Source organism: Pseudomonas sp. MPB23, assembly GCF_046605395.1.
Classification (GTDB): domain Bacteria; phylum Pseudomonadota; class Gammaproteobacteria; order Pseudomonadales; family Pseudomonadaceae; genus Aquipseudomonas.
This window is the reverse complement of the sequence record NZ_CP176771.1, coordinates 4,358,016-4,376,351: the sequence shown is the minus strand read 5'-3', so window position 1 is coordinate 4,376,351 and position 18,336 is coordinate 4,358,016. Positions and strand designations below refer to the sequence as shown.

General features: G+C 59.8%; 16 protein-coding genes. 8 read left to right on the top strand and 8 right to left on the bottom strand.

Annotated features, from left to right (window positions below):
* Nucleotides 1-522 carry a lactoylglutathione lyase gene (gloA, locus tag ACLH0J_RS19660; protein WP_411388616.1) on the bottom strand — a complete coding sequence of 174 codons (522 nt, stop codon included), beginning with the start codon at nucleotides 520-522 and terminating at the stop codon, nucleotides 1-3.
* 186 nt (nucleotides 523-708) lie between these two features.
* On the opposite strand from gloA, the gene ACLH0J_RS19655 reads away from it, so the two are divergent.
* Nucleotides 709-1,245, top strand: a complete 537-nt coding sequence (locus tag ACLH0J_RS19655; RefSeq protein WP_411392862.1) for a DUF4946 domain-containing protein — start codon at nucleotides 709-711, stop codon at nucleotides 1,243-1,245.
* A gap of 111 nt (nucleotides 1,246-1,356) precedes the next feature.
* Here the strand turns inward: ACLH0J_RS19655 and ACLH0J_RS19650 are convergent, their stop codons facing one another.
* Entirely contained in the window at nucleotides 1,357-1,722 is a 366-nt protein-coding gene (locus tag ACLH0J_RS19650) for a histone-like nucleoid-structuring protein, MvaT/MvaU family (RefSeq protein ID WP_411388615.1), read from the bottom strand.
* Nucleotides 1,723-1,920: 198 nt separating this feature from the next.
* A complete protein-coding gene (locus ACLH0J_RS19645; protein WP_411388614.1) occupies nucleotides 1,921-3,462 on the bottom strand; it encodes an EAL domain-containing protein in 1,542 nt (513 codons plus the stop codon).
* Nucleotides 3,463-3,888: 426 nt separating this feature from the next.
* Between ACLH0J_RS19645 and hppD the strand changes: the two genes are divergently transcribed.
* Together hppD and ACLH0J_RS19635 are read left to right on the top strand one after the other, a co-directional pair.
* Entirely contained in the window at nucleotides 3,889-4,965 is a 1,077-nt protein-coding gene (gene hppD, locus ACLH0J_RS19640; protein WP_411388613.1) for a 4-hydroxyphenylpyruvate dioxygenase, read from the top strand.
* A gap of 220 nt (nucleotides 4,966-5,185) precedes the next feature.
* On the top strand, nucleotides 5,186-6,376 hold the full coding sequence (locus ACLH0J_RS19635; protein ID WP_411388612.1) for a dermonecrotic toxin domain-containing protein: 1,191 nt from the start codon (nucleotides 5,186-5,188) through the stop codon (nucleotides 6,374-6,376).
* Here the strand turns inward: ACLH0J_RS19635 and rarD are convergent.
* The 3 genes from rarD to ACLH0J_RS19620 form a co-directional block, all read right to left on the bottom strand.
* Nucleotides 6,361-7,242 carry an EamA family transporter RarD gene (gene rarD / locus ACLH0J_RS19630; RefSeq protein WP_411388611.1) on the bottom strand — a complete coding sequence of 294 codons (882 nt, stop codon included), beginning with the start codon at nucleotides 7,240-7,242 and terminating at the stop codon, nucleotides 6,361-6,363. The genes ACLH0J_RS19635 and rarD overlap by 16 nt on opposite strands.
* A gap of 234 nt (nucleotides 7,243-7,476) precedes the next feature.
* Nucleotides 7,477-8,487 carry an aldo/keto reductase gene (locus ACLH0J_RS19625; RefSeq protein WP_411388610.1) on the bottom strand — a complete coding sequence of 337 codons (1,011 nt, stop codon included), beginning with the start codon at nucleotides 8,485-8,487 and terminating at the stop codon, nucleotides 7,477-7,479.
* A gap of 82 nt (nucleotides 8,488-8,569) precedes the next feature.
* Nucleotides 8,570-9,472: a LysR family transcriptional regulator gene (locus tag ACLH0J_RS19620; protein WP_411388609.1), complete on the bottom strand. Its 903-nt coding sequence runs from the start codon at nucleotides 9,470-9,472 to the stop codon at nucleotides 8,570-8,572.
* A 101-nt stretch (nucleotides 9,473-9,573) separates the two neighbouring features.
* On the opposite strand from ACLH0J_RS19620, the gene ACLH0J_RS19615 reads away from it, so the two are divergent.
* Nucleotides 9,574-10,278, top strand: a complete 705-nt coding sequence (locus tag ACLH0J_RS19615) for an SDR family oxidoreductase (protein WP_411388608.1) — start codon at nucleotides 9,574-9,576, stop codon at nucleotides 10,276-10,278.
* A gap of 3 nt (nucleotides 10,279-10,281) precedes the next feature.
* On the opposite strand, the gene ACLH0J_RS19610 is transcribed toward ACLH0J_RS19615, so the two are convergent.
* On the bottom strand, nucleotides 10,282-11,592 hold the full coding sequence (locus tag ACLH0J_RS19610; protein WP_411388607.1) for an MFS transporter: 1,311 nt from the start codon (nucleotides 11,590-11,592) through the stop codon (nucleotides 10,282-10,284).
* 162 nt (nucleotides 11,593-11,754) lie between these two features.
* Between ACLH0J_RS19610 and ACLH0J_RS19605 the strand changes: the two genes are divergently transcribed.
* Entirely contained in the window at nucleotides 11,755-12,861 is a 1,107-nt protein-coding gene (locus tag ACLH0J_RS19605) for a sugar diacid recognition domain-containing protein (protein ID WP_411388606.1), read from the top strand.
* Between the two features lie 91 nt (nucleotides 12,862-12,952).
* Nucleotides 12,953-14,098 carry a glycerate kinase gene (locus ACLH0J_RS19600; protein WP_411388605.1) on the top strand — a complete coding sequence of 382 codons (1,146 nt, stop codon included), beginning with the start codon at nucleotides 12,953-12,955 and terminating at the stop codon, nucleotides 14,096-14,098.
* 71 nt (nucleotides 14,099-14,169) lie between these two features.
* Here ACLH0J_RS19600 and ACLH0J_RS19595 read toward each other — a convergent pair whose 3' ends face one another.
* Nucleotides 14,170-14,862, bottom strand: a complete 693-nt coding sequence (locus ACLH0J_RS19595; RefSeq protein ID WP_411388604.1) for an aspartate/glutamate racemase family protein — start codon at nucleotides 14,860-14,862, stop codon at nucleotides 14,170-14,172.
* Nucleotides 14,863-15,300: 438 nt separating this feature from the next.
* On the opposite strand from ACLH0J_RS19595, the gene ACLH0J_RS19590 reads away from it, so the two are divergent.
* Both ACLH0J_RS19590 and ACLH0J_RS19585 read left to right on the top strand, forming a co-directional pair.
* Nucleotides 15,301-17,526, top strand: coding sequence for a cytochrome P450 (locus ACLH0J_RS19590; RefSeq protein ID WP_411388603.1), 2,226 nt, complete (start codon nucleotides 15,301-15,303; stop codon nucleotides 17,524-17,526).
* A complete protein-coding gene (locus tag ACLH0J_RS19585; protein WP_411388602.1) occupies nucleotides 17,523-18,320 on the top strand; it encodes a class I SAM-dependent methyltransferase in 798 nt (265 codons plus the stop codon). The genes ACLH0J_RS19590 and ACLH0J_RS19585 overlap by 4 nt, the downstream gene beginning before the upstream one ends.
* The last annotated feature ends 16 nt before the right edge of the window (nucleotides 18,321-18,336 follow it).

The following is an 18,336-nucleotide window of genomic DNA, read 5'->3' as shown; positions in this document are numbered from 1 at the left end:
TTACAGCGGTGCTGGCTGGATAATCTCGACCCAGTAGGCGTCCGGGTCCTTGATGAACGCCAGGCTTTTCATGCGGCCATCGGTCAGGCGCTTCTGGAAGTCGCAGCCCAGGGCTTCGAAGCGTTCGCACGCGGCTACGATATCAGGCACCGAAATGCAGATATGGCCAAAGCCGCGCGGGTCGGTATTGCCATTGTGATAGGCGAAGTCGGCGTCGTTTTCGGTGCCGTGGTTGTGGGTCAGTTCCAGAATGCCAGGGATCGACTTCATCCACTGGGTGCGTTCGGCGGCGTCGGCCGGAATTTGCGATTTGTCCACCAGGGCCAGGAAGTACAGGCTGAATTCGGCTTCCGGGAAGTCGCGCTTTTCAACCAGGGAAAACCCCAGGACGCGCGTGTAGAAATCCAGCGACTTGGTGATGTCCTTGACCCGCAACATGGTGTGGTTGAACACAAAGTGGGTGGTGGCGGCGTCGGGTTGGGCGGTGACGCCCGGGAAAGTATTCAGTTCGTGCAGGCTCATGGGCCCTCCAGAAAAAATGGGGCAGACGCGGGGAGCGTTCCCTTGGCTTGCGGCACGCATCCATGCAGGCGGACCATGATACGCAAGGCCCGCCTGCGGCGCCAAATGAAAAAGGTCACGCAGGCCTTGCGACCAACGGGGAGCGAGGCTCACACTTTGCCGCTTGAACTTGGGGTGTTTTTTGCAATGATCGAACTTCGTAAACCGCTGTCGACCGCTGTGTGTCTGTTGTTGACCAGTCCTTTTGTGTTGGCGGGTGCCCCGGAAATTCATTGGCCCAGTGGCTGGCAAGTCGAAGAGGTGGCGCCCGACGAGCAGGCGCCCGTCACGCCGGTGACGGTATCGCGCCAACGGGCAATCAAGAACGATGAAAATGGCACGACCTTGATGGTCATGGAGTTGACCGGTACGCCGATTGAGGCGGGGCACAAAGTTAATCTTCAGGGCGTGTTGCTGGAAATGCGTAAATCCATCCAGAAGGATTTTGCCCAGGGCGGTTATCAAAGTGTATGTACCAAGATGCGCGCAACGACATTGAGTCGTCTCGACGCACTGGAAACTACTTGTGTGATTACCGAGAACGGTCGACACGTATTGTCGCAAACATTGGTGGGGGCCGTTGATACCGATAAAGCGTATGTTTTTTCATACGCGGGCAAAGCCGATGCCTACGAAGCCAGCAAGGATGAAGTCAGTGCGGTGCGCGCCAGCCTGCAACTTTGACAGCGCTGCGTTGCTCGATTTTGAACAAAATGAAATGTTATTTAAGTTCGGGTTCGAAACCTTGAATAAAAAAGCCCCGCCTAGGCGGGGCTCTTTGTTAGTGGCGTCCGATCACTTACGCAACCACGACTCTACAGTCGCTGCGCCGTATTCTTCTTTCCACGCCTTGAGGCCGCGGTGGTTGCCACCTTTGGTTTCGATCAGTTCTCCGGTGTGCGGGTTCTGGTAGACCTTGACCACTCGTGCACGGCGCTGTTTTGGCGCAGCTACGGCAGCACTGCTGGCTTTGCTCAGGTTAGGGTCAAGGATGGCGATGATGTCACGCAGGCTTTTGCCATAAGTCTTCATCAGCCCTTGAAGTTTTTCTTCAAATTCGATTTCTTTCTTCAGGCCGGCGTCGTTCTTCAGGGATTCCAGCTGGGCAAGCTGCTCTTGAAGGGCTTTTTCTGCTGCGCGAAATTCGGCGAGTCTGGACAAAATAGGTACTCCAATAGTGTAGTTGGCTGATATCAACTGCAGACAAAGCTATAAGCCAAGAGCGTTAAGGCAACTCAGGAAAGACACCTGCCTGTGAGTGCTGCACAGGCAGGAAAAATTGTAGTAGTTAATCCGCTACGAGTAAATCATGTCTTCTGTTTCATTAGCACTATTTCAACCCGGCTAGTGCGTGGCTATTCAATGGATGAGCAGGGTTTTAATGAAATCGTCGACAGGTAAAGGCTTTCCGAACAGGTAGCCCTGCAGGAAGTCTACGCCTCGTTCGGCGAGATATTCGCACTGCTGCGGTGTTTCCACGCCTTCTGCAACGATACCCAGGTCGAGCTTGCCGGACAATTCTATGATGCTGTCGAGAATATGCCCCGATAGTGCGTCGGCACCGATCATGGCGACAAAACTCTGGTCGATCTTCAAATAGTCCACATTGAAGTTGCGCAAGTAACCCAGGCTGGAATGGCCGGTACCGAAATCATCGATGGCGATCATCACGCCCAGTTCATGCAGTGCATCGAAGAGGCGACGGGTGATATCGGAGGGCTCGATCAGCTTGCGTTCGGTCAGTTCCAGAACCAGAACCACCTGGCCGACGGGAAAGGCGGCGAGAAACTCGCGGCAGTCCGCTACCAGTGCTAGGTCCTGGCAGTGGTGGGCGGTGATATTCACGCCGATATGGAAGCCGGGGCTGAACCGTTTGGCGTGGGGCGCCAGTTGCGCAGCGGTCTGGCGCAGCAGGGCGCGGGTCATTGGAACGATCAGCCCGCAATCTTCGGCGAGTGGAATGAACAGGTCCGGTCGCACCAGGCCTTCCTTCGGGTGCTGCCAACGCATCAGCACCTCGCAGCCCGCCCATACGCGGGTGTCGCCGCGTACGACCGGTTGGAAATAGGGAATGAACTCATGAGCGCCCAACGCGCGCTGCAGTTCATGGGTCGGCGAAGACACGCGCTTTTGCAGCCAGTGCGCGAGCAGGCCCGCGAGCACGCCAAAGAACACCAGTAGGCTGAATACCGCCGGGTAGCGCGACTGCATATAACGCCAGGCTTCACCTGCCGGCATGCCCGCGTCGACGCTGTAGTGATAGCGCAGGGAGGTCAGGTGATGATGGGCCACCTCAAATCGCGGAACGGCGGTGTCGCGAACCTTGCCGTCGGCATCCAGCCAGTTGGGGCCCACCTGCAGCACAAGGTTTGCATAGCGGCTGATCAGGCGTAAGGCGTTGGTCAGGTGGTAGCCGTCAATCGAGGCAAAGGCACCTCGATCGCCGTCGACCAAGCGGTAAACCAATAACGCGGTGTCCGGCGTCACCGGGTTGCCCTTCATTAACCAGAGTCGCCCATCCACGTAGTCATCGGGATTCACCGGCGACTCATAAGTGCTGCCGAACAACGAGCTGCAATAGATGTTTTTTTGCCAGGACAAGATTGTCGCCCGCACAAAGGGGCGCCGCGTCACTTGCTCACGCAAGGCCAATTTCGCGTCGTTATCGCAGGGTTGGCCTGCCAGTGGTAACAGGGCCTGGGCAGCGAGGGCGGCGTTGTCGAGCATCAGGTCGAACTGGCGCACGGCTTCCTGTGCAGTTTGCGCAGTCGTTTGCTCAAGGGTGCGCTCGGCTTGCCAGTACAGGATGGCCACACCCAGGACAATCGGCAGCAATGCTGACAGGATGCTGATCGAATAGCGGGTGAGTTTCTTTCGAGGGCCCTGGACAGTGAGAGGCATGAGTTCTGCGGCCTGTAGCGGATGAAGGGGGCGCCGGAAGGCCGGTCAGGAATGTTCGATGATAGATGGCCCCGTTGAAATATGCTCGCCCACCCCGTTGTTTGTCCGCGCACAACATCTCCCCACGTCACAAAGCCCTTGCACCCTCCGGGCCAAAGGGGATTTGATAAGAGTACGGACAAACAGGGTTACGCTGTGTAGAATCGGTTTACGCATACAAGAATATGGACTTGCGCTCACGCAAGCCTCGGCCGTCAGAGACTGATGTAATCATGAAACTATTCGGCTCCCCCCTCATCTTTGGTGACTTCCTCGCCCGCAGCGTGCGAGGCCTTTCCTGTGCGCCACCTTCCGACCTCATCCTTGCTGGCAATTGACTTCCGTTAATCAGACTCTTTATTTCAAGAGCAGGATGAGGCACCGACCATGACTGACCAATACGACAACCCGATGGGCTTGATGGGCTTTGAATTTATCGAGTTCGCATCACCGATCCCGGGTACCTTGGAGCCGATCTTCGAGATCATGGGCTTCTCCAAAGTGGCGACCCATCGTTCCAAGAACGTGCACCTGTATCGCCAGGGTGAGATCAACCTGATCCTCAACAACGAACCCAACAGCATCGCCTCTTATTTTGCCGCGGAGCACGGTCCCTCCGTGTGTGGCATGGCGTTTCGTGTCAAGGACTCGCAAAAAGCCTACAACCGCGCACTGGCGCTGGGCGCCCAGCCGATCCACGTCGAAACCGGCCCGATGGAGCTGAACCTGCCAGCGATCAAGGGCATCGGCGGCGCTCCGCTGTACCTGATTGATCGCTTTGGTGAAGGCAGCTCGATTTATGACATCGACTTCGTTTTCATCGACGGCGTTGACCGCAATCCGGTCGGTGCCGGTCTCAAGGTCATCGACCACCTGACCCACAACGTGTACCGCGGGCGTATGGTCTATTGGGCCAACTTCTACGAAAAGCTGTTCAACTTCCGTGAAGCACGCTACTTCGACATCAAGGGTGAGTACACCGGCCTGACGTCCAAGGCCATGAGCGCCCCGGACGGCATGATCCGTATTCCGCTGAACGAAGAGTCGTCCAAGGGTGCGGGGCAGATCGAAGAGTTCCTGATGCAGTTCAACGGCGAAGGCATCCAGCACGTGGCGTTTCTCACCGATGACCTGGTGAAGACCTGGGATGCACTGAAAAGTATCGGCATGCGTTTCATGACTGCGCCGCCGGATACCTACTATGAAATGCTTGAAGGCCGCCTGCCTGACCATGGTGAGCCGGTCGATCAACTGCAAGCGCGTGGCATCCTGCTGGATGGCTCGTCCATTGAAGGCGACAAGCGCCTGCTGCTGCAAATCTTCTCCGAAACCCTGATGGGGCCGGTGTTCTTCGAGTTCATCCAGCGCAAAGGCGACGATGGGTTTGGCGAGGGCAACTTCAAGGCGCTGTTCGAGTCCATCGAGCGGGATCAGGTGCGTCGTGGTGTGTTGACCACCGAGTAATCGTTTCAAGGCATGAAAAGCCCAGTAGAGGACGCCTTCTACCGGGCTTTTCTTTGTGCGTGGAACGCCGCATCGAATTCGGGTCACAGAGAGGAGCAGGGCGCCGGTGCAAGGCCGGGGCCCTGATCGTTCTGTACTCACTTTGAGAGGTGTTCATATGCTCAGTGCAATCAATCCGACTCCTGCGCGACATGCGCCGCCGCCCCCGAGTGAACGCAGCATGTCGATCAGCTCACCCAGCGACGAGGACGCCGTCGACAGCGCGTTCCAAGCGTATATGGATCGTGTGCGCTCAGCGTTTCGCGACAACACATTGACGGCCCAGGGGCGAGCGTTGGCCCACGCCGTCGTCGCACCTGGCAAGGTTGGCGCACCTGGCGTACAGGTTTCGACCTTTGCGGTGGATGGGGCGCAAGCCAATGACATCGTGATGATCAAGCGTGTGCCGGCCACGGCAGAAGGCCCCAATTTCCTGCTGTACATCCCTGAGGACGACGAGCCGTCGTTTCACGCCTTCGCGACCCGCGAGGAAATGACGGTTTGGCTCAAAGAGTTGGCCAACGATCCAGACAGGCTGGACAAATTTTCGCAGCATTTTTCCCATGCGCTGGCGCCCGCCCAAGTGGATCGGGTCAAGCAGACAATGACGGCGTTTGCCGCCGGGGATGTCAATGCAGTGGTTGGCAGTTTTGCTTATGAGAAGGGGGATATCTTCGCTCGCCTGGGTAAAGGCGTCACCCAGCCGTCGCCCGTCAACGGCCTGAGCAAGACCAGCCTGTTGCACATTGAACCTGATGGCCGGGCGACCTACATGGGGGCTCGGGGGGATGGAGAGAAAGTGCTGTTTAAGTACGATGCATACGGCAACTTGCATGGCGGCAGCAAAGACGGTTTTTTCTTCGTAAAAAACGGGTTGAACAGTGACGAGCCGTTGGTGCGCATGACCCAAAAGGAGTACGCACGTAAAGTGACCGGTACGGCCTTGGACAATGTCGGCGCCAATGATTTGAATGGACTCTACGAGGAGTTCCTCAAACAACTCAGAAACCCGGGCCATGACCTTGGGACTGCCCTGGCGGCGTTAGGGGTTCCGGAGGACACCGCCCACGCTATCGAGACCATCATGAAGAATCCTGTCACAGGGACCTTGCTTGAGCTGAACCGGGGCAATCGTCTCGGCAGTGTGTTCGGGGTTGATAAGGACACCATGGACAGCGCCCTGGAGCAGGCAGGCGATGCGGTGCAGAGCAATATCCCAGGCTACGGCAAGCGTCGGGAACTGTTGAGCATCCTGGCTGGCGCGCTCGAAGGCGTATTTGACAGGCCCGCTGGGGTCATGGCTGACGTGAAACTGGCTGAATCACGCAGGGCCAGGGAGGCCCCGCAGACACCCATTCAGGCCCGGCGCTGACGCACCAGATGCTTGAACCCCTCATACACCAGCACCATGACCGCCAGCCAGATGGGAATATAGGTCAGCCATTCGCCGGCCTTGATTCCTTCACCCAGCAGCAATGCTACGCCCAGCAACAGCACCGGTTCGACATAACTGAGCAAGCCGAACAAACTGAACGCCAGCAAACGGCTGGCAATAATGTAACTCACCAGCGCCGACGCACTGATCAGGCCCAGCATGGGAATCAACGCGTACAGCTTGGGGTGTGCATCCATTACCGCAAAACCCTGCGCGCCGCTTTGTACGAACCACCATGCCACCGGCAGCATCAGCGCCATATCCAGCCAGAGCCCGCCCAAGTGGTCGGTCTTGAGGTATTTGCGCACGATGAAGTAGATCGGGTAGCCGATGATGACCACCAGGGTCGCCCACGAGAAACCACCGGCCTGGTACAGCTCGTTGAGCACCCCGAGGCCGGCGAGCACCACTGCGATCTGTTGCAGGTACGAAAGCTGTTCGCCCCACACCAGGCGCCCGGTCAATACCATGGTCAGTGGCAGCAGGAAGTAGCCCACCGACACATCCAGGCTGCGCCCGTTCAGCGGCGCCCACATGAACAGCCACAGTTGCACACCGAGCAGCGCCGAAGACAGCACCACGCCGCCGATCAGCCTTGGCTTGGCGGCCAACATCCGCAGTAATTCCCATACGCGCCGCCATTCACCGCTGACGATCATGAATACCGTCATGCACGGCATGGTGAGCAACATACGCCAGCCGAAAATCTCCATACCGCTCAATGGCGTCAGCAATGATGTGAAGTAATACATCACGGCAAACAACACCGAGGCCGATACCGATAACACAACACCTTTAGACACGCTGTCCTCGCGAAAACCGATTCATACAAAAGAGGGGGGATTCAAGGAGGGGATTATGGTGCTTTTGGCGCCAGAGGGTTGCGCTGTTTTGGGGCGTTTTTCAAGAAAATGTCTCATCCCCCTCTGTAGCAGCGAGCTTACTCGCGAAAAACGCCCAGGCACCGCTGACGACCTTCAGCGCTGCGTTATCGTTGACGTCTTTCGCGAGCAAGCTCGCTCCTATGGTCGGTCGCTTCAGGCGCGAGCCATGCGGCCCGAGACAAAATGGCCCACATCGTTGAATCCCGGTGTGGACGAATGCCCCGGTGTCACCAGCGAATCAATGAAGGCCTCATCTTCGGCCGAGAGCTTCACGTCCAGCGCGCCGGTGTAGGCGTCCCACTGCGCCTCAGTACGCGGCCCGACGATAGCCGAACTCACCGCACTATTGTTCAGCACCCAGGCAATCGCGAATTCGACCATCCCCACGCCACGCTGATGAGTGTATTGCTGAATCAGTTGGGCAATGCGCAGCGACTCCACGCGCCATTCGGTTTCCAGGATGCGTTTGTCCTGGCGTGCGGCGCGGCTGCCGGCTTCAGGGGTGACGTCCGGCGCATACTTGCCGCTCAGCACGCCCCGGGCCAGCGGGCTGTAAGGCACCACGCCCAAGCCATACGTGGCAGCAGCGGTGATCTGTTCCACTTCGGCCTGGCGGTTGACGATGTTGTACAGCGGCTGACTGATCACCGGTTTGTCGACACCCAGGCGCTCGGCCACGCGAATCACTTCGGCAATGCGCCAGCCGCGATAGTTGGACAGGCCCCAGTAACGGATTTTGCCCTGGCGAATCAGGTCGCCGATGGCCGATACCGTCACTTCCAGCGGCGTGTTGTGGTCCTCGCGGTGCAGGTAATAGATGTCGAGGTAGTCAGTGTCGAGCCGTGTCAGGCTGGCTTCGAGTGCGTTGAAAATACGTTTGCGGCTCAACCCGCTGCGGTTCGGCAGACCGTCCGGCGGGCCGAAACCGACTTTGGACGCCACCACCCAATCCTGGCGCTGCCGGGCAATAGCTTCACCGACCAGTTCTTCGGAGCGCCCACCGGTGTAAACGTCCGCGGTGTCGATGAAATTGATGCCCTGGTCCCAGGCCTTGTCGATGATGCGCAGCGAGTCTTCGGTATTGGTCTGTTCGCCAAACATCATGGTACCGAGGGTCAAGGCGCTGACCTTCAAGCCGGATTGACCCAATGTGCGGTAAATCATACGAAGCTCCTCGCGGCTGAAAAACGTGGCTTATGCAATACCAGACTCAGAGGCTCTGGAACAAGCCCCGTGGCGCGTTTCTTCATCTATCCAGCAAGGCCTGGCAACGTTCCTGCAAAAAACGGTGCAGCACTTTCACCCGCTCCGACACCTGCAAGCGATGCGGGCACATCAGGTTGAAAGGCGTGGGTTCGCCTTGCCACTCAGACAACAGCGGCACCAGTCGTCCTGCCTTGATATCGCTGGCGACATCCAAGTGCGCTTTATAGGCGATGCCGTGACCGGCAAGGGCCCAACGTCGAACGATCTCACCGTCGTCGCTGAGGTAATCGCCAGTGACCTCAACCTCCTCCAGATGTTCGCCCTGGCGAAAATACCAAGTGCTGTTGGCCCGTCCCCGGCGCATGTAGCGCAGCGTACTGTGGTGCGCCAATTGTGCAGGCGTGCGAGGCGTGCCATGCCGTGCAAGGTAGTCGGGGCTGGCGCAGGGGATGCGGTGGTGAGTGGGCATCACCGGCAGCGCCACCAGGCTGGAATCCTGGGGCACGCCAAAGCGCAGGGCGATGTCGACGGTGTCGCGGAACAAATCGGCGTTACTGTCGTTGAGCAGCAACTGCAGGCGGATGTCCGGGTGCTCGACCTTGAATTCGTCCAGCCAGCCCAGCAGCACATTGCGTCCGAAGTCCGAGGGGGCCGCCAATTGCAGCAGGCCGCTGAGGCGCTGGCCGTGTTGCTTGATCGCTTGCTCGCCTTCGGACAGGGCTTCCAGAGCCATGCGCACGCTGTCCAAATAACGCCGGCCTTCTTCGGTGAGACGCATGCTGCGGGTTGAGCGAGCAAGCAGGCGGATACCCAGGCGGGTTTCCAAGCGCTTGAGGGCGATACTTGCCGCCGCCGGGGTCAGGTTGAGGCTGCGTGCTGCGGCCGATAGGCTCCCGGTATCAGCGGCTCGCACAAAGACCTCAAGATCCAGAATTGAGCTCATTAGTAAAAATCCTTTAAAGATCTTGTCGTTTTACCGGGATTTTTCGCGGATTGCCAAGCGGGGAAGATGAACGCTCACTTTCTCAGCCAGGACGTTTCTCCATGACTTCTTCTCTCAACGGTAAAACCGTCATCGTGATCGGCGGCAGCAGCGGGATTGGCGCCGCCGTGGCCAAGGTGGCTGCGGCGCGCGGCGCCCAGGTGGTGCTGGCCGGGCGCCGCGTGTCGTCGGGCAGCGAGCACGGCCTGCGCAGCGAGCCGGTGGATGTCACCGACGCCGCCTCCCTGCAGCGCCTGTTCGACAGTGTTGGACGTTTCGATCATCTGATCTATACGTCCGGGCCATCGGTACGCGCCAAGCCACTGATCGAGACGGATCTGGATGAAGCCCAGGACAACTTCAACGTAAAACTCTGGGGCGCGTTACGGGCGATTCAACTGGCGCTGCCGTTCATGGATGCGCACGGCAGCATCAGCCTGACCTCCGGGCAACTCGGGCGTAAATACGTACCGGGGCAGTTCATCAAGGTCGGCATCAATGCCGCGACCGAGGCGCTGGGCAGGCAATTGGCCAAGGAACTGGCGCCGCGTCGGGTCAATGTGATCAGCCCGGGGGTGATCGACACGCCGGCGTATGCGGGGATGGCCGAGGAACAACGCCTGGCGATGTTCGCCAAAGCCGGCGCTGCGTTGCCGGTGGGGCGAGTGGGGCGCGCGGAGGAGGTCGCGGCAGGGTATGTGTTGGCCATGGAAAATGGCTACATGACCGGCGCCGTGATCGACATCGACGGCGGCGGTCTGCTGTAAGCGTTACGCCTTCAGGGTGCGCGTCATCCGCAACGCCAGGACACTGCCCGCGACGATCACCGCCGCCAGCAGGTACAGGGCCATATCCGTGGACCCGGTGGCATCCTTCACAAAACCGACGATATACGGGCTGAGGAAGCCGGCCATCTGGCCCATGGAGTTGATCAGCGCCAGGCCGCCGGCCGCCGCGCCCGCGCTGAGCAGGGTGGTCGGCACCGGCCAGAACATCGGCAGGCCGGTCAGAGCGCCCATGGTGGCGATGGTCAGGCCAAGGATGGCGATGGCCGGAGTCGTGGCGAAGTTCACTGCGATCACCAGGCCGATGGCACCCATCAACATCGGCACCACCAAATGCCAGCGTCGCTCCTTGCGCAAGTCAGCGGAGCGGCCCACCAGCAACATGAACACGGCGGCCAGCAGGTAGGGAATCGCACTGAGCCAGCCGATCACCAGGTTATCGCTGAACCCCAGATTCTTGATGATCGACGGCAGCCAGAAGTTGATGGCGTACACGCCGCTCTGGATACAGAAGTAGATCAGCCCGAACGCCCAGATCGCCGGGTTCTTGAACACGTCGGTGAGCGAATCGGTGCTGGTTTTCGGTTTGCTCGCCAGGTCCGTGGCCTGGTCGGCTTCCAGCACTGCCCGCTCGTGGGGCGTCAGCCACTTGGCGTTGGCGAAGCTGTCGCTGAGCAGGAAGTAGGCGAGGGCGCCGAGGATCACGGTCGGGATGCCTTGCAACAGGAACATCCACTGCCAGCCTGCGAGGCCGCCTTGGCCAGCGCCGAAGTGGTTGAGTATCCAGCCGGAAAACGGACTGCCGAGCAGACCCGACACCGGGATCGCCGACATGAACAGCGCCATGATCCGTCCACGGCGGAACGTCGGGAACCACTGCGAGAGGTACAGCACCACACCGGGGAAGAAGCCGGCTTCGGCGGCACCGGTAAACAGGCGCAACGTGTAGAAATGCGTCGGGGTGGTGACGAACAGCAGGCAGGTGGACAACGTGCCCCACACGATCATCATCAGCGCAATCCAGCGCCGCGGGCCGAACCGGGTCAGCGCCAGGTTGCTCGGTACGCCGCACAGCACGTAGCCGATAAAGAAAATCCCGGCACCCAGGCCGTACACGGTTTCGCTGAATTTCAGCGCATCGAGCATCTGCAACTTGGCAAAGCCAACGTTTACCCGGTCGAGGTAATTGAACAGATAGCAGATGAAAATGAATGGGATCAGGCGCAGGGTGATGCGCTTGTAGATGGCGTTTTTATCGTCATCGGTGGCCAGTGTGACAGCGGCGCTCTGTGACATGGGAGTCTCTCTTTATTATGATTTTTCGCGATGCGAAGGTAACGTTGATCGCTCCAAGAGTCTCGACCACCTTGCAGGGTGCTGTCTTTGTGCTTGCGCACAGCTAAGCACCCATTGCGCTGTGCCTATGAACAATCCGCCGTTTTCAAGGAAATTAGCCCCATGTTCGAGCTGGATCATGAGCTGGCGCAGGATATCGTCGATCGCGCCATGGCGATCCTGCCCCATAACGTCAACGTCATGGACAGCCAGGGCCTGATTCTCGGCAGCGGCGAGCCTGGGCGGATCAATACCCGGCATGAGGGCGCGCAACTGGTATTGGCCAATGGCCGTGTGGTGGAAATCGACGGGCAGACCGCCAAACACCTCAAGGGCGTGCAGCCCGGCATCAACCTGCCGCTGATGCACGACCAGCGCCTGATCGGCGTACTCGGCATTACCGGGGAGCCGGAAGGGCTGCGTACTTACGCCGAACTGGTGCGTATGACCGCGGAAATGCTGGTCAGTCATCGTCATCAGCAAGCCGAGCAACAATGGCGGCGCCAGCGCTGCGACGACCTGCTGGCCTTGCTGCTGGCCGATTCCGGCGACTCGCCGCGTCTGATCGATGAAGCACAGCAACTGGGGCTCAAGCCGCAGATGGCGCGCACACCGTATCTGTTCGAACTGGGCGCGGGGCAGTCCGCCGAGGCGCTGAGTGCCTGGCTGACGTCGCGCTACCCGGACAGTTGGTGTGTCAGTTCGGCGCAGTTTTCCCTGTTGTGGTGCCGGCCGGCGGCGTTGCAGGTGGACAATCCGCGCCTGTTGGAAAAGCTCGAAGGCCTGGGCTGGAATATCCAGCGGGTGGCGGTCGGCGGGCAAGCCGATGGTTTGGCGGGGTTGCGTCGTTGTTATCGGCGCGCGGGTGACCTGTTGGCCTACGGTCGCGATGTCCTGCCGCACACGCGTCTGTTGACCCTCAACCGCTATCGCCTGCCGGTGATGCTTTGGCGCCATCGCAACGACGATGCCCTGGACGAATTGCTCAACCCGTTGCGCAAGGTGCTCGCCAAGGACAGCAACGGCCAACTGCAGGCGACCTTGCGCAGTTGGTGCGAACACGACGGGCAAAGCCAGGCGTGCGCCGATGCACTGGGCATCCACCGCAACAGCCTGCGCTACCGCATGGAGCGGATTGCCGAACTCAGTGGTGTCGACCCGCTGACCCTCGATGGCATGCTTTCGCTGTACCTGGGTGTACAACTGCTGCCCCAGGCTTTGTCGGAATGAACAATAAACTTCACCCGCACTTGTGCATCGGACCGGCGTCATTGCCGAGTCCAACTGGCAGCATGGGCGTCATAAAAACCGGAGAAAGCCCATGAAAATCGTCATCGCCCCCGACTCGTTCAAGGACAGCCTGAGGGCCGAGGGCGTCGCCCAGGCCATTGCCGACGGGCTGGCGCACGTCTGGCCGGATGCACACATGATCCAGTGCCCGATGGCGGACGGCGGCGAGGGCACGGTGGACGCGGTACTCGCAGCGTGCAATGGCGAGTTACGGCACCACACCGTGTGCGGGCCATTGGGCGGCACCGTTGACGCGCGCTGGGGGTGGCTGGCCGACAGTCGCACCGCACTGATCGAAATGGCCGAAGCCAGTGGCCTGCAATTGGTACCACCAGGGCAGCGCGATGCCTGCTCCAGCACCACCTTCGGCACCGGTGAACTGATCCGCGCCGCCCTGGACGCGGGTGCCGAGCGCATCATCCTGGCCATCGGCGGCAGTGCCACCAACGATGGCGGCGCAGGTGCCATGCAGGCTCTCGGCGTGCAATTGTTCGACGCCGACGACCAAGCCCTGCCACCGGGTGGCTTGGCCCTGGCCCGGCTGGCACAGGTCCGTCTCGACAACCTCGACCCACGGCTGGCCCAGGTGCGCTTTGAGATTGCCGCCGACGTGAACAATCCCTTGTGCGGCCCCCACGGCGCCTCGGCGATTTTCGGCCCACAAAAAGGCGCCAACCCCGAACAGGTGCAACTCCTGGACGCCGCCCTCGGCCACTTCGCCGATCACTGCGCCAGGGGTTTGCTCAAAGACGTGCGCGACGAACCCGGCAGCGGCGCCGCCGGCGGCCTGGGTTTCGCCGCGAAGGCCTTTCTCGGCGCGCAGTTTCGCGCCGGGGTGGACGTAGTGGCTGAACTGGTTGGCCTGGACACAGCATTGGCGGGGGCCGACCTGGTGATCACCGGCGAAGGCCGTTTCGACGCCCAGACCCTGCGCGGCAAAACCCCGTTCGGCGTGGCGCGTATTGCCCGGCAGCACGGTGTGCCGGTCATCGTGATCGCCGGTACCCTGGGGGACGGCTACGAGCAGATGTACGCCCACGGCGTGGACGCTGCGTTCGCCTTGCCGTCCGGCCCGATGAGCCTGGAGCAAGCGTGCAACGAGGCACCGCGGTTGTTGCGCGAGCGGGCTGCGGATATTGCGCGGGTGTGGCGGGTGGCGGCGTCGCGCGTCCGGTAGAGGCGACTCTAGACTGGGCGGCCAATTGTCTTTCAACGGATGAAACACAATGCGCGCCTGCGCACATCGGCTTAATCCTGCAAGGCAAACGCCACCGCAGCCTGCGCATGCAGCAAGGTGGTGTCCAGCAGCGGCAGGTCGCTGTGTTCGGGCTTGATCAGCAGGCCGATTTCCGTACAGCCGAGGATGATCGCCTGGGCGCCGCGTGCGGCCAGGGACTCGATCACCCGCTGGTAAACCTGGCGTGAGGCGTCGCTGATGACGCCGACACATAACTCCTCATAGATGATCCTGTGTACGTCCTTGCGCTCATCGGCCTCGGGCACCAGCACGGTCAGACCGTGGGCGGCCAGACGGAACTTCAGAAAATCCTGCTCCATGGTGAAGGCGGTGCCCAACAAACCGACCGTCAGTGTGCCGGCTTGCACCGCCGCCGCGCCGGCGGCATCGGCGATATGCAAAAACGGGATCGACACCGCGGCCTGGATACGCGGCGCCACCCGATGCATGGTGTTGGTACACAGCACCACACACTCGGCGCCTCCGGCCTGCAAGCGGCGGGCCGCATCTTCCAGGATCAGCGCGGCGTCGTCCCAGCGTCCGGCATGCTGGGCCTGTTCCACCGGGCCGAAGTCCACACTGTGCATCAACAGCTGCGCCGAGCGCAGCGGGCCGAGCCTGTCGCGCACGCTTTGGTTGATGATGCGGTAATACTCGGCGCTGGATTCCCAGCTCATGCCGCCGATAAGGCCAATGGTGCGCATGCGATGCTCCTGACAAGGGGGTGGCGTCACCTTACCCATCAAAGGCTGATTAGTCATACGCAGTTGCCAACCAATTCATCAGTGCAGTTCAAACAACGGTGATTACCGATCACGCTCACGCCTGGAGCTGACTCGTCTATACCTGTAAGAAGTGACAGTATATTTTGATTCAATGCCCGTATCTAATCAGTACGGATGGCGGATCAATACATCTGTTCATCGACCTGAGCGGACGGGGACTGCTGGGATGGCGACTTACACCTCCACTCTGCGAGATTTTTCTGAGTCGACTCTAGGCAATGCCGACATCCCAGGCGGTTAACTTCAAGCCAGGATCAGGCCGGCGGAGGGAAATACTACCTATTTTGCTTCGTCGTCACGGCAGGCGCTGCGGTCGGAGCTCTATCTTTTAGACAGTCGATTCAAGAGGAGTCCCTCATGGCATCGCAACCCCACGAAGGCGATCCCGGCACCGGCCAACGCGATCATTTACCGCCGACACCGCTCGTTATTCCTGAGATCCAGCTTCCTTTCGCAGGTCCACCACCGCGCTCCGACAGTGAGCGGTTGCGCACGCATGCGCTCGCCTGGGCGCAGCGGTACGGTTTGATCGGACGCCGTGGTGCGCATCGGTTGAGCACCTCTGCGTTGCTCGAACTGGGAATTGCGTTGTGCGGGAAGGCACCCACGCCCCAAGCCGAGATTCTGGTGTGCTGGTATCTGTGGGCTCTCACTCTCGATGACCGAATCGATGATGGACCTTGGGCGGAAAACGGTGCGTTGGATCGTTTCATCATCGCGGTACAGGTTTTGACCGAGAGTGGCGACGCTGATCCCTCAGATGAAATCGGCCGGTTTGATGACCCGATGCTCGTTGTTTTGGTCGATGATCTGTGGCCTCAGACCCGGCGCTTAGGGGGCGACCATTGGCGGCATAGGCTGGTGCGACATTTGACCCAACATCTGCGTGCGCAGGCGACGCTGGTGCGCGTGCGGGAAACCGAGAAGGCACTCACGTTGGCCGAATACCTGCCGTTGCGCCGGGACTCTTTCGGCGCACTATTCTTCTTTGATCTCATCGATGGGGCCGAAACGCTTGACCCATACGAGAATCCAGCGGACACCGAATGGTGGAACACGCTGCGTGAACACGCTGCCGATATCATTGCCTGGACAAACGATATCCATTCGATTGCCAAAGATGTGGTGTGTGGTGAGCGTTTCAACCTGGTTTCAATACTCGCGGACACGGCTGGCATAGACTGGTCTGCCGCGATTGAGTCCGCCCATCAGATGGTGAATACAACGGTTGCGCAGTTCACTGCGGTCGCCGCCCAGCATGCAAATCACCGGCAGTCCGCCGCGACCGACCCGGACCGGCTGCGTCAGGTTGTCCGGGCGGCGGGGGACTGGCACCGTACCGTTTCTCGATATCACCTGCATGCCGCCGATACTACGGTACAGAACAACCGGCAAGTGGATCTGAAACTGACCCCGCCGACCCTTAAATCCCGGCAGTTCGAAATCGACCCGTATCCATTGTATGAGCGGCTACGTACCACTTTGCCGATCGTTTACGACGAGCCCACCGATGTGTGGCTGGTCAGTCGGCATGTGGATGTCAAAGCCGCATTGACCCATCCTGGGGTGAGCAACAACAACTACACCTGGCAGATTGGACCGCTGCTGGGACACACTATTGTCACTATGGATGGGTGCGAACACGCTCAGCACCGAGCGTTGCTTGGCCCTTCGTTCCGCAGCAAGGCCCTTGCAGCGCTCGAAGCATCCATCACGTCGGTGACCACAGACCTTCTGGTGCAGATGCACGGCCGACCTCAGGTGGACCTCATCACTGATTTCACCGCAGCGCTGCCGGTGCGTGTGATGGCCCGTGCGCTGGGTCTCCCGGCTGAAACCTGCAAGGAAGTGGAGCAGTTGAAGCGTTGGTGTGCCATCGGCTTCGCTTACATGGGCAACTATCGACAGGATCCGGCACTGTTGACCGGCGGGTTATCCAATCGAGACAGTTTCTACGACTTCATCCAGCCACACATCGACGCCCGCCGTGCTGACCCCTCAGACGATCTGATCTCGCAGCTTCTGGCTGCGCGGATTGACGATCAGCCGTTGTCCGAGACGCTCGTCCGGTCCTACTGCGCGATCCTGATGACAGCGGGTAGCGAGACCAGTCACGGTGCCCTGGCGAATCTCATTGTCAATTTGTTGAACGAGCCTGGTGTCAAAGAAGCAGTGATGGCTAATCCAGACCTGATGGATAACGCGCTCGCCGAAACCCTGCGACGCAACCCTCCTTTGCAACTTGTACTCCGGGAGGCCCGTGAGTCGCTGCAACTGCCGTCGGGAATTATTCCTGCTGGCGCGACCCTGGCCTGTCTTATCGGTTCGGCCAACCGCGATCCGAGCCAATTTACCGACCCGGACACGTTCAATTTGTCGCGCCCCGAACAGGCAACCAGTCATTTCGCCTTCGGTGCGGGGCGCCACTTCTGCCTGGGGTCGATGCTGGCACGGATGGAGATCACGATCAGCGCTCGCATGCTGCTACAGACCTTTCCAAACATGCGCTGGGCTCCGGGGTTTAAGCCTATCGAACGCGGATTCCTCAATCGCTGCCCTGATCAACTGGAGGTCCTACTTTGACCACGACCGACTATGCTGAGGAACCCGGCTACACCAGCAGTTATCTTGCTGATCAGCACGCAGGCCAATTAGCCCGCCTACGCACCCTTGAACGCGCATTTGACCCGTTGAGCCAAGCGGTGTTTGATCAACTGGGTCTTACGTGCAAGTCTGCCATTCTCGATCTTGGCGCCGGTGCCGGATCGCTCGCCGGCTGGCTGAGCAAGCGATATCCCGACTCGACTGTCACCGCCACCGACATCGACACCCGATTTCTTACCGATATCCCCGGCATTCGGGTGATTACCCATAATGCGGTAACCGATGGTTTTCCTGTTGGCTCCTTTGATGTGGTGCACGTTCGGGCGCTTCTATGTCACCTCACGGAGCGTGAAAGCATATTGACGCGAGCCGTCACTTGGGTCCGCCCAGGTGGTTGGCTGGTGGTCGAAGATATGAGTCTGCAACCGAGCTTGAGAACTGCGAACCCGGTGTTCCGAAAAGTAGCCCAGGCCGGAGTCACCCTCTTGGAACAGTCCATCGGTTCCGACATGCTCTGGGCCGATACTCTTCCCGAACGATTACGTGATCGGGGACTCTCCAGCGTTGGGCATTGCACCCACGAAGGCCGAATCGGTGACAACAGCCCAGCCGATGCCTTCTGGGCTGCAACCACCGAGCAGGCTGGGCCAGCGCTGCTTAAACTCGGGTTACTCACTCAAGATGATCTTGATGCCATGGCCAACCTGCGTGCCGATCCAGCGTTCACCGACGCAGCTTTGACATTCGTCAGCGCCTGGGGGCAAGTGCCTTGACTTAGGTAAAGCCCAA

Excerpts from the sequence above, each read along its gene's own strand:
- gloA (WP_411388616.1), bottom strand. The coding sequence starts at position 522 with ATGAGCCTGCACGAACTGAATACTTTCCCGGGCGTCACCGCCCAACCC.
- ACLH0J_RS19655 (WP_411392862.1), top strand. The coding sequence starts at position 709 with ATGATCGAACTTCGTAAACCGCTGTCGACCGCTGTGTGTCTGTTGTTG.
- ACLH0J_RS19645 (WP_411388614.1), bottom strand. The coding sequence starts at position 3,462 with ATGCCTCTCACTGTCCAGGGCCCTCGAAAGAAACTCACCCGCTATTCG.
- hppD (WP_411388613.1), top strand. The coding sequence starts at position 3,889 with ATGACTGACCAATACGACAACCCGATGGGCTTGATGGGCTTTGAATTT.
- ACLH0J_RS19635 (WP_411388612.1), top strand. The coding sequence starts at position 5,186 with ATGTCGATCAGCTCACCCAGCGACGAGGACGCCGTCGACAGCGCGTTC.
- ACLH0J_RS19625 (WP_411388610.1), bottom strand. The coding sequence starts at position 8,487 with ATGATTTACCGCACATTGGGTCAATCCGGCTTGAAGGTCAGCGCCTTG.
- ACLH0J_RS19620 (WP_411388609.1), bottom strand. The coding sequence starts at position 9,472 with ATGAGCTCAATTCTGGATCTTGAGGTCTTTGTGCGAGCCGCTGATACC.
- ACLH0J_RS19615 (WP_411388608.1), top strand. The coding sequence starts at position 9,574 with ATGACTTCTTCTCTCAACGGTAAAACCGTCATCGTGATCGGCGGCAGC.
- ACLH0J_RS19610 (WP_411388607.1), bottom strand. The coding sequence starts at position 11,592 with ATGTCACAGAGCGCCGCTGTCACACTGGCCACCGATGACGATAAAAAC.
- ACLH0J_RS19605 (WP_411388606.1), top strand. The coding sequence starts at position 11,755 with ATGTTCGAGCTGGATCATGAGCTGGCGCAGGATATCGTCGATCGCGCC.
- ACLH0J_RS19600 (WP_411388605.1), top strand. The coding sequence starts at position 12,953 with ATGAAAATCGTCATCGCCCCCGACTCGTTCAAGGACAGCCTGAGGGCC.
- ACLH0J_RS19595 (WP_411388604.1), bottom strand. The coding sequence starts at position 14,862 with ATGCGCACCATTGGCCTTATCGGCGGCATGAGCTGGGAATCCAGCGCC.
- ACLH0J_RS19590 (WP_411388603.1), top strand. The coding sequence starts at position 15,301 with ATGGCATCGCAACCCCACGAAGGCGATCCCGGCACCGGCCAACGCGAT.